Source organism: Psychromonas aquimarina ATCC BAA-1526, from assembly GCF_000428725.1.
GTDB classification, from domain to species: domain Bacteria; phylum Pseudomonadota; class Gammaproteobacteria; order Enterobacterales; family Psychromonadaceae; genus Psychromonas; species Psychromonas aquimarina.
Window position 1 is genome coordinate 32,538 of the sequence record NZ_AUAM01000041.1, and the last position, 7,136, is coordinate 39,673.

Here is a 7,136-nt window from a genome sequence, read left to right on the forward strand (position 1 = left end):
ATCACTCCGGCTCTGGCGCATGACTGCTGGCAATACGGTCATTGATTTCATTTACGACTAATTCCCGCAGCTCATATAAATCATCCATTGAAACTTCAGTGAGGTGAATTGAGCCGAAGATACGTTTCGATACTAAATCCCGTTCAGCGCAGATGGTATGCGCGATACCGCGGCTGGGGATAGAAATCGGCTTACCGAGAAAATCATCTTTTTTCATTATTTCATGATTGCAGAACATGCATCGCATAATTTATTCTCCGCTTTTTATGAAGTTGTTAAACTCGAATGTGGCTGTTTAGTAAATGATAGTATTAAAATATGAAATCAGGTTCTTAATGCCTGCTTGATTTTTGATTACTCTGGAAAACCAGTTTATTTACAGGTGCTTGCTTATTATCGGAAGCATTTTTTCCTGTTGATTATAAAGTTGCAGTTAACACTGCTTTTCATTCTACATTGACTTTTCAGTATATTATATTTCATGTATTATTCGCTTACCATGTTTTAATGCATATGATAAGTGGTTACCCTGCCTTTTACTCTAAAGTTTATTAAACCTGCTAAATCTATTAAATACACTCAAAATATTAACTGGGAAAAAATATGAACAAGTTTGTACTTGTGCTGTTCTGCACTTTTGTTGTTTCAGGCTGTGTAACTAAAAAACTAAGGACTGAACCGGATGCAAAGAATATTACTGAAATATCAGAATACCGACGCGGAAAGTTAAACTGTGAAATAGTTAAAGTTCAAAGACTTGAAAAGGTTCATCCGAATAATGTAATTCCGACCTTACAAAATGCAACGTTAGCTGCTGGTGGTAACCATTACAGTATCAATGCAGTACTGGCAACTAGAAAATCCAGACCAACTAGTTTAATAGCTGAACTGCTAGAATGTGATGACGCGTATAATTTAACTGCCTCCGCGCAGTATAAAAAATCCACGACTTTACTGCCGGGGGCTAAAAGTGTTGAGCCGATTTCATTTGTCGAAGCTGAGAACAATGAGTGTAAAATATTAACTACCTATGTTGTTGAAAAAACAGCTGCAAAAAACTTAAATGTTGAGCTGAAAAATGAAACGTATATGAAAAGCGGTAACAGGTTCCATATAACCAAAATTTTAGAAATTGAAAATGGTCAACCCACTTCTGTTGTTGCAGACCTGTATCGATGCAGGCATCAGAGCGTTAATTTTTAACCAATAGATAAAAATGAACGCTCCTGTATTTTATCGGCTGAAGATAAAATACAGGAGCTGTACATGCAGCACTCAGTTTTTCTTTTATAATTCCTTTTTCTGCCTGTCTTTTTAATCTGACTTTTATCACTTTACATAGATAAAGATGCTAATCTTTTGGATAAACAACATATTACTTTTAGGGTGCTGTAGATGATAAAAAATATCTGTTATGAGACTGAATGGCTGGATCCGGATGCTGTAAAACCGAGTTCACTTTCCTGGGCACGCACGAACGAGCAGCCGCTGATCAGGCAGCGCCGAACATTTTTAGCTCCAAGCGGACTGCTGCAGGAAGAGAGGAAGCTTTTATGGGTGCTTTTTCAGCCCGGCAATTCCTCAGTTGATAAATCGTTTGTTGATTATCCGGATGAACTGCAGCAGTCATACCTTGTTAAAGTCGAACTGCTGTGCAGTGAGGATTTTGTTTTTGTAGAAAATGATGAAACCCGCTATTACTCCGGTACATTAAATACCTGGTATGACTGTACTGTTATTGAAATAATTAATCTTTATGATATTCCGGAGCTGCTCGGCAGTACGGAGCTTACCTCTCTGCCCGACTATGATGAAAATGAGTGGGTAACAATGACGGAATTTGATTCATTTTTTGTCATTCGTGCTGATGATCAGGGATACGCAGGAAAAACATCACTGTATCTTAAGCAGAACAACAAAGTGTACTTAACGCTGCATCACGAGTATTTCGGGGATGACTGTGAAACGACCTGTTATAACTATCGCCTCACTCCGGAACAAATTACCAGACTAAAAGGTTATTTATAATAACTCCAGTCAGCTGATGTTATGCACATCCCCGTGCTCGTCGAAGGTTACTCAGACGCTGCTGATTTATTAACAACAGGACGCGGTTTTCCATCAGCGTCGATTGCAACGTAATTAAATACAGCGTCACATACCTGGTAGGGCGCACTAACACCGTCAACTGCAACAGTTTTAACCCAGACTTCAAGTGCAACAGAAAGAGATGCGTTACCTATTCTTGTACATTCGCCATAGCAGCATACAACATCACCGACACTAACCGGGGCTTTAAAGGTAATACTGGATACAGATACTGTTACCACACGGCCGCCGGAAATCTCTTTAGCAAGAATAGCACCGGCTAAATCAAGCTGCGACATGATCCAGCCGCCGAAAATATCTCCATTGGCATTAGTATCTGCCGGCATTGCCAGTGTGCGCAGTAATAATTCGCCGCGGGAAGATGGTTCGGATGGAGTGTTTTTGTTCATAAATACGTTCTCATAAATAATAAAAATTTGCCAGAGCTGCAGAGAGTCTGTTTTATCTATTTTATCACTGATATTCGTAAAAAAGCACGGCCAAGACAGACTGATTTTGTCAACTAAAAGGCAAAGTGTTTGTTAATTGTACTTAAGCTGCTGTTAGCTTAAGCAGTAAAGTTTGTTGACGGTAAGGTAAATAGAATAGCTATAGGTATAAGGGGGGGAAACGGCACACGGGGTGCCGTTTTTGTGTTTAAGCGGGATATTATTTTTCTATTAAATAAATATGCTCACTGCTGACATAATAATCATCCGCTAAAAAGTTTTTGCCTAAAATCATGCTGTAGTCAAAGCGGCTGCGGTCCTGCAGGTTGACCCGTACTTTTTTGGTCTCACCATTGAGTGTAACGTCCATGATAACAATCGGGCGTTCGTTGGCTTTTTCACCTGCTTTGGCTTTGACTCTCATTACACCCGCAACTTCTTTGGTAAATTCTTTTTTAGTGCCTAATTTATTTTCATAGGTAAAGGTCACCATATCTTTACCTTTATCTTTAAAGCGCTGGATATTAACGGCATTCATGGAACTTACATCGGCACCGGTATCAAGTTTAGCCGGAAAAGCTAATTTACCAAGCTGTACAACTTCAATAAAACCGGCTTTAACCGGGGCATGGGCCGTTAAGATATTTTCCGATCTGACGTTAAGAACCCGCTTATCAGAAAAGAAGCTTCTGCCCAGTAAAATATCCGGCTGCTCAGCATTTTCTTTTACCTCAAGCGCCAGCTGCAGTTTAAAGGGGTTCGCATTTAACTGGACATCACCCTCTATAACAGGTCTGCGCTCTTCACCGACAACAATAATTTTTTCAACAGGTTTAACTATCTCCTGCTGTAGTCCGTCTTTTTTAATGGTTATTTTTACTTTGCTTTGTTTTTCTAAAAGTTCAAATTTCTCTACCAGCAGCTTTGATGTTTTAGCCGCAAAAGAGGGCTCTGCCGAAAGTTTAATATTTTCAAAGAGCATATCTTCTTTTGCGGAGATCACCTCGGTTGTCTTGCTGTTAAATTTTTCTGTTTTTTCAGCTAAAAGATACTGCCTGCTCGGGTCAATCATAAAAAACTTGCTTAATGATTTACGGCCCAGGCGTAACTGACTGCTGCTTTTTGAGCGGTCTTTTAAGTAAACTAATATATGCTGTTTAAATCCGTTAGCCGCCTCAATAGGGACATAAACCAGCGGAGTAGAATAATCTCTGAAATTCAGCATACGTACTATCGGCAGCTGCATATTTTTCTTTTTGTTGTTTGAACCGACAAGATCAAAGTTAACAGTGCTGTTTTTTTGATCAACTTTCACATTGGCCGCATTTAAAATACTGTAACGGTTGTGCATCGACATGCTGACATTAACAGGAATGTCTAATACCGACAGACGCTCTTTTCTGCCTATGATTTGCGACTCTTCCTGGGTTTGAAAATAATCATATCCGGCTAAGACCCAGGCATTTCCCTGCAGATAACTTTTTCCGACCAAAAATGGTGCAGAAAAGACACTACGATCGGTTAAATTAACCGGTGTAGTGATTTTGTGGCCGCCGATAGACAATGCCATTTCGATTACCGGTCTGAAAATCGGCTCAGGGCTGCTGCGGCTGCGTATAGAGCTGATGTTAAACAGAGGCCGGGTAATGGTAATATCTTCACCTGTATAGGGGTTTGCTACTGTAAATTCTACTGTTGCTTGAATATTTTTTTCTGTTGACGTGAAATGGTCTTTGTCTAACCTTTCTTTTGGGCCGCCGAGCTCATAAACTATTGTTTCCAGTAGTTCATTAGTTTTTAAACCTTTATATTTTTCATTTTGGCTGGTAACCACAATATTATCGGCGTGCATTGATGTGGTTTCAGCTCCGGTGTCAATTTTTCCGGTAAATGGAATGGCACTTAATTCTGCGACATCATTGTAATAGATGTTTTCTAAACGTCCTAAAACCGGCTTATCATCTACTTGATAACTCGTCTGCCCGGCAATGATCTCAGCGCCTGCGGTAGAGCATAATAGTAAAGCTGTAAATGTGGTCAGAATTCTTTTAATCATGTTTCAGCACTCATCATTTAGATATTATTAATAAAGCTTAACAGCCGCTTATTGTCTATCTGCCGCTAAGTTCGTCTATATCCATTAATATACCCGTTACACTTCGAGATGCAAAGTCAGCAGGCCGAGAGTCGGGTAAATTCTAGGTAAATTCCAGCTATACATCTGCAGGTACTTCCGAGCAGCTGAACAATCTGTGCTGTAAAATATTTCTGCTGTTAATTTTCCTGTTTACTGTCGATACTGCTGATTTATTCACCTGTTCCCGGCGGCCGTAGATCATTATTTTAATTTAGTGTCCGATCAGCGTAAATAATACTTGCCTGGAAGCACTGTACTGCTGTACTGTTGCGTCATTACAATGGGCGTCAGGGAGATTGAAAATGATAGCTGAATTATTAAGTGAAACAGCCGTTAGTGAGGACTTAACATTACTGCTTCCTCTGCTGTTGTCACCTGAAGAGCTAAATGCAGTTAACGGGCGAATCTTGGTTTATAAAGAGCTGCTGCTTGGTGAAAAGTCGCAGCGTGAGATTGCTAAAGAGTACAAAATCAGCATTGCGACCATTACACGCGGTTCAAATAATTTGAAATCGATGAGCAGTGCGGAAATAAAATTGTTACAAAAATTATTAATTAAGGAATAAGTTTATGTCAGAGGTAGTAAGCAGCGAGGTAATACAGCCTAAACAGGATACGCAGATATCTTCGCTTGGTGGTATTTTTATTATTACAGGGACCAGTATTGGTGCCGGTATGTTCTCGCTGCCGGTGCTGACGTCAAATATGTGGTTCGGCTGGGCCGCCTTGTTTCTTGCTGTTTCCTGGTACTGTATGTACAGCTCTGCTTTATATTTACTAGAAGCAAATCAGAAGTTTAAGCACGGTGTAAATTTCGACACCATGACTAAAACATTATTGTCTCCTTCGTTACGTGTAATCAATGGGTTATCTGTTCTTTTTGTTAGTTATATTCTGGTTTATGCCTATATATCCGGCGGCGGCTCTATGCTTGGGCACAGTCTGCAGTCTGGATTAGGTATTAACCTGAGCCAGTCAGTGAGTAGTTTTATATTTGCTGTTTTACTGGGTTTAATTGTGAGTTTCAGTACCCGTGCCGTAGACCGTTTTACTTCAGCAATGCTCGGCGGCATGGTGATCACCTTCAGTATTGCTATTTTTGGTCTGCTTAATAATGCTCAATTTTCGCAGCTGCAGCCTTTTGCTGAAATGGGTGAACGCTTACAGTACAGCTGGGCGGCGATTCCTGCATTAATGGTATGTTTTGGTTTCCACTCAAATATTCCCAGCCTGGTTAAGTATTATCAGAAAGACAGTAGAAAAGTGGTTAACTCAATTCGTTACGGCAGTTTGTTAGCGATAGCTATCTACCTGGTGTGGTTACTGGCAAGCTTTACTGCGATCGGGCGTGAAGGTTTCGCCGCTGTTATTGATGCCGGCGGCAATATGGGCGCATTAGTTGCCGCTATGGAATCTGCTGATTCTGGTCCTACGCTGGCCGTTATGCTGCAGCTGTTTGCTAACTTTGCCGTGGCGACATCATTTCTCGGGGTTGCACTGGGCTTATTTGATTTCTTAACCGATCTGTTAAAAATGGATAATAGTATTGCCGGGCGCAGTAAAACGGCACTGCTGACATTTATTCCACCGATGATCGGCGGCGTGTTATTTCCTAATGGTTTTATTTATGCAATTGGTTATGCCGGTTTTGCAGCGGCTGTTTTTGCACTATTCACTCCGGTGGCTTTAGCATATCAAGCGCGTAAGAAAATGCCGCAAAGCAGCTTTACTGTACCTGGCGGCAGCCTGCGTATGTTGGTGGTTATTATATTTGCTGTTTGCGTAGTGGTATTCCAGGTTTTATCTATGTTAGGAGTTGTTGCCTAAACTGATCTGCAATGTTGTGATAGAAAAGTTTATTAGTAAGTGCCCCAGGTTAACTGCATAACTCGGGGCTTTTTTTTGGCTATGTCTTAGTTAGCTGTTGCGACACTCGTCCAACAGCCTCAAATAAACAAATCTCAGGTGTTATTTCCGTACGATAACGTTCTAGCATTCGACGCCAACCCAAGTAATTCCCCAAATACTTTGTTGCCACACCGTGAAACCGATTCATCCATTCTTTAAGGCGACTATCAAATGCATTAACATTTTGAATATGGAAAGCGCCTCGAGCCCTTGGTCCTTTACTACTAATGACTTCATGTTCAATACCGACTTTTCTGCAAAATGCTGAATAAACAGCAGCACCATCTGTACAAAGTATTGCGTCTTTATCTATAAGCGGTGTTAAGGCAGTTTCAATATGTACTGCATCTACTCTATCTAAAATTATCGTGGCGGTTGATTGGTGCCGATCTCTTACCACCAGAACAGGAATTTAGTCATCACTTGTTCCCCTCGTTTTACCAACGCCTCCACGCTTTCTCGGTGTACGGGGCAAGTTACGCTGGCCTTTAAATGATTCAAGAAAGAAGGTCTCATCAGCCTCTACAATCCCTTCTTCATGCAAGGCTTGATGA

At 40.8% G+C, this 7,136-nt stretch carries 7 protein-coding genes and 1 pseudogene; 4 read left to right on the top strand and 4 right to left on the bottom strand.

Annotation, left to right across the window (positions count from 1 at the left end):
• Nucleotide 1 precedes the first annotated feature (1 nt).
• The gene (locus G337_RS0114905; protein WP_028864609.1) at nt 2–217 is read right to left on the bottom strand and encodes a hypothetical protein; all 216 of its coding nucleotides are present in this window, start codon (nt 215–217) and stop codon (nt 2–4) included.
• A gap of 386 nt (nt 218–603) precedes the next feature.
• On the opposite strand from G337_RS0114905, the gene G337_RS0114910 reads away from it, so the two are divergent.
• Together G337_RS0114910 and G337_RS0114915 are read left to right on the top strand one after the other, a co-directional pair.
• The gene (locus G337_RS0114910; protein WP_028864610.1) at nt 604–1,203 is read left to right on the top strand and encodes a hypothetical protein; all 600 of its coding nucleotides are present in this window, start codon (nt 604–606) and stop codon (nt 1,201–1,203) included.
• A gap of 192 nt (nt 1,204–1,395) precedes the next feature.
• Nucleotides 1,396–2,028: a hypothetical protein gene (locus tag G337_RS0114915; protein WP_028864611.1), complete on the top strand. Its 633-nt coding sequence runs from the start codon at nt 1,396–1,398 to the stop codon at nt 2,026–2,028.
• 47 nt (nt 2,029–2,075) lie between these two features.
• Here G337_RS0114915 and yciA read toward each other — a convergent pair whose 3' ends face one another.
• Both yciA and G337_RS0114925 read right to left on the bottom strand, forming a co-directional pair.
• On the bottom strand, nt 2,076–2,498 hold the full coding sequence (gene yciA / locus G337_RS0114920) for an acyl-CoA thioester hydrolase YciA (RefSeq protein WP_028864612.1): 423 nt from the start codon (nt 2,496–2,498) through the stop codon (nt 2,076–2,078).
• A 259-nt stretch (nt 2,499–2,757) separates the two neighbouring features.
• Entirely contained in the window at nt 2,758–4,593 is a 1,836-nt protein-coding gene (locus G337_RS0114925; protein WP_028864613.1) for a putative ATP-dependent zinc protease, read from the bottom strand.
• Between the two features lie 383 nt (nt 4,594–4,976).
• Between G337_RS0114925 and trpR the strand changes: the two genes are divergently transcribed.
• Together trpR and G337_RS0114935 are read left to right on the top strand one after the other, a co-directional pair.
• A complete protein-coding gene (trpR, locus tag G337_RS0114930; RefSeq protein WP_028864614.1) occupies nt 4,977–5,240 on the top strand; it encodes a trp operon repressor in 264 nt (87 codons plus the stop codon).
• Between the two features lie 4 nt (nt 5,241–5,244).
• Nucleotides 5,245–6,501, top strand: a complete 1,257-nt coding sequence (locus G337_RS0114935) for an aromatic amino acid transporter (RefSeq protein WP_028864615.1) — start codon at nt 5,245–5,247, stop codon at nt 6,499–6,501.
• A gap of 79 nt (nt 6,502–6,580) precedes the next feature.
• On the opposite strand, the pseudogene G337_RS26330 reads toward G337_RS0114935, so the two are convergent.
• A pseudogene (locus tag G337_RS26330) lies at nt 6,581–7,136 on the bottom strand (IS1595 family transposase); the annotation flags it as partial.

Coding starts and splice junctions, on each gene's coding strand:
- trpR (WP_028864614.1), top strand. CDS start 4,977: ATGATAGCTGAATTATTAAGTGAAACAGCCGTTAGTGAGGACTTAACA.
- G337_RS0114925 (WP_028864613.1), bottom strand. CDS start 4,593: ATGATTAAAAGAATTCTGACCACATTTACAGCTTTACTATTATGCTCT.
- G337_RS0114905 (WP_028864609.1), bottom strand. CDS start 217: ATGAAAAAAGATGATTTTCTCGGTAAGCCGATTTCTATCCCCAGCCGC.
- yciA (WP_028864612.1), bottom strand. CDS start 2,498: ATGAACAAAAACACTCCATCCGAACCATCTTCCCGCGGCGAATTATTA.
- G337_RS0114935 (WP_028864615.1), top strand. CDS start 5,245: ATGTCAGAGGTAGTAAGCAGCGAGGTAATACAGCCTAAACAGGATACG.
- G337_RS0114915 (WP_028864611.1), top strand. CDS start 1,396: ATGATAAAAAATATCTGTTATGAGACTGAATGGCTGGATCCGGATGCT.
- G337_RS0114910 (WP_028864610.1), top strand. CDS start 604: ATGAACAAGTTTGTACTTGTGCTGTTCTGCACTTTTGTTGTTTCAGGC.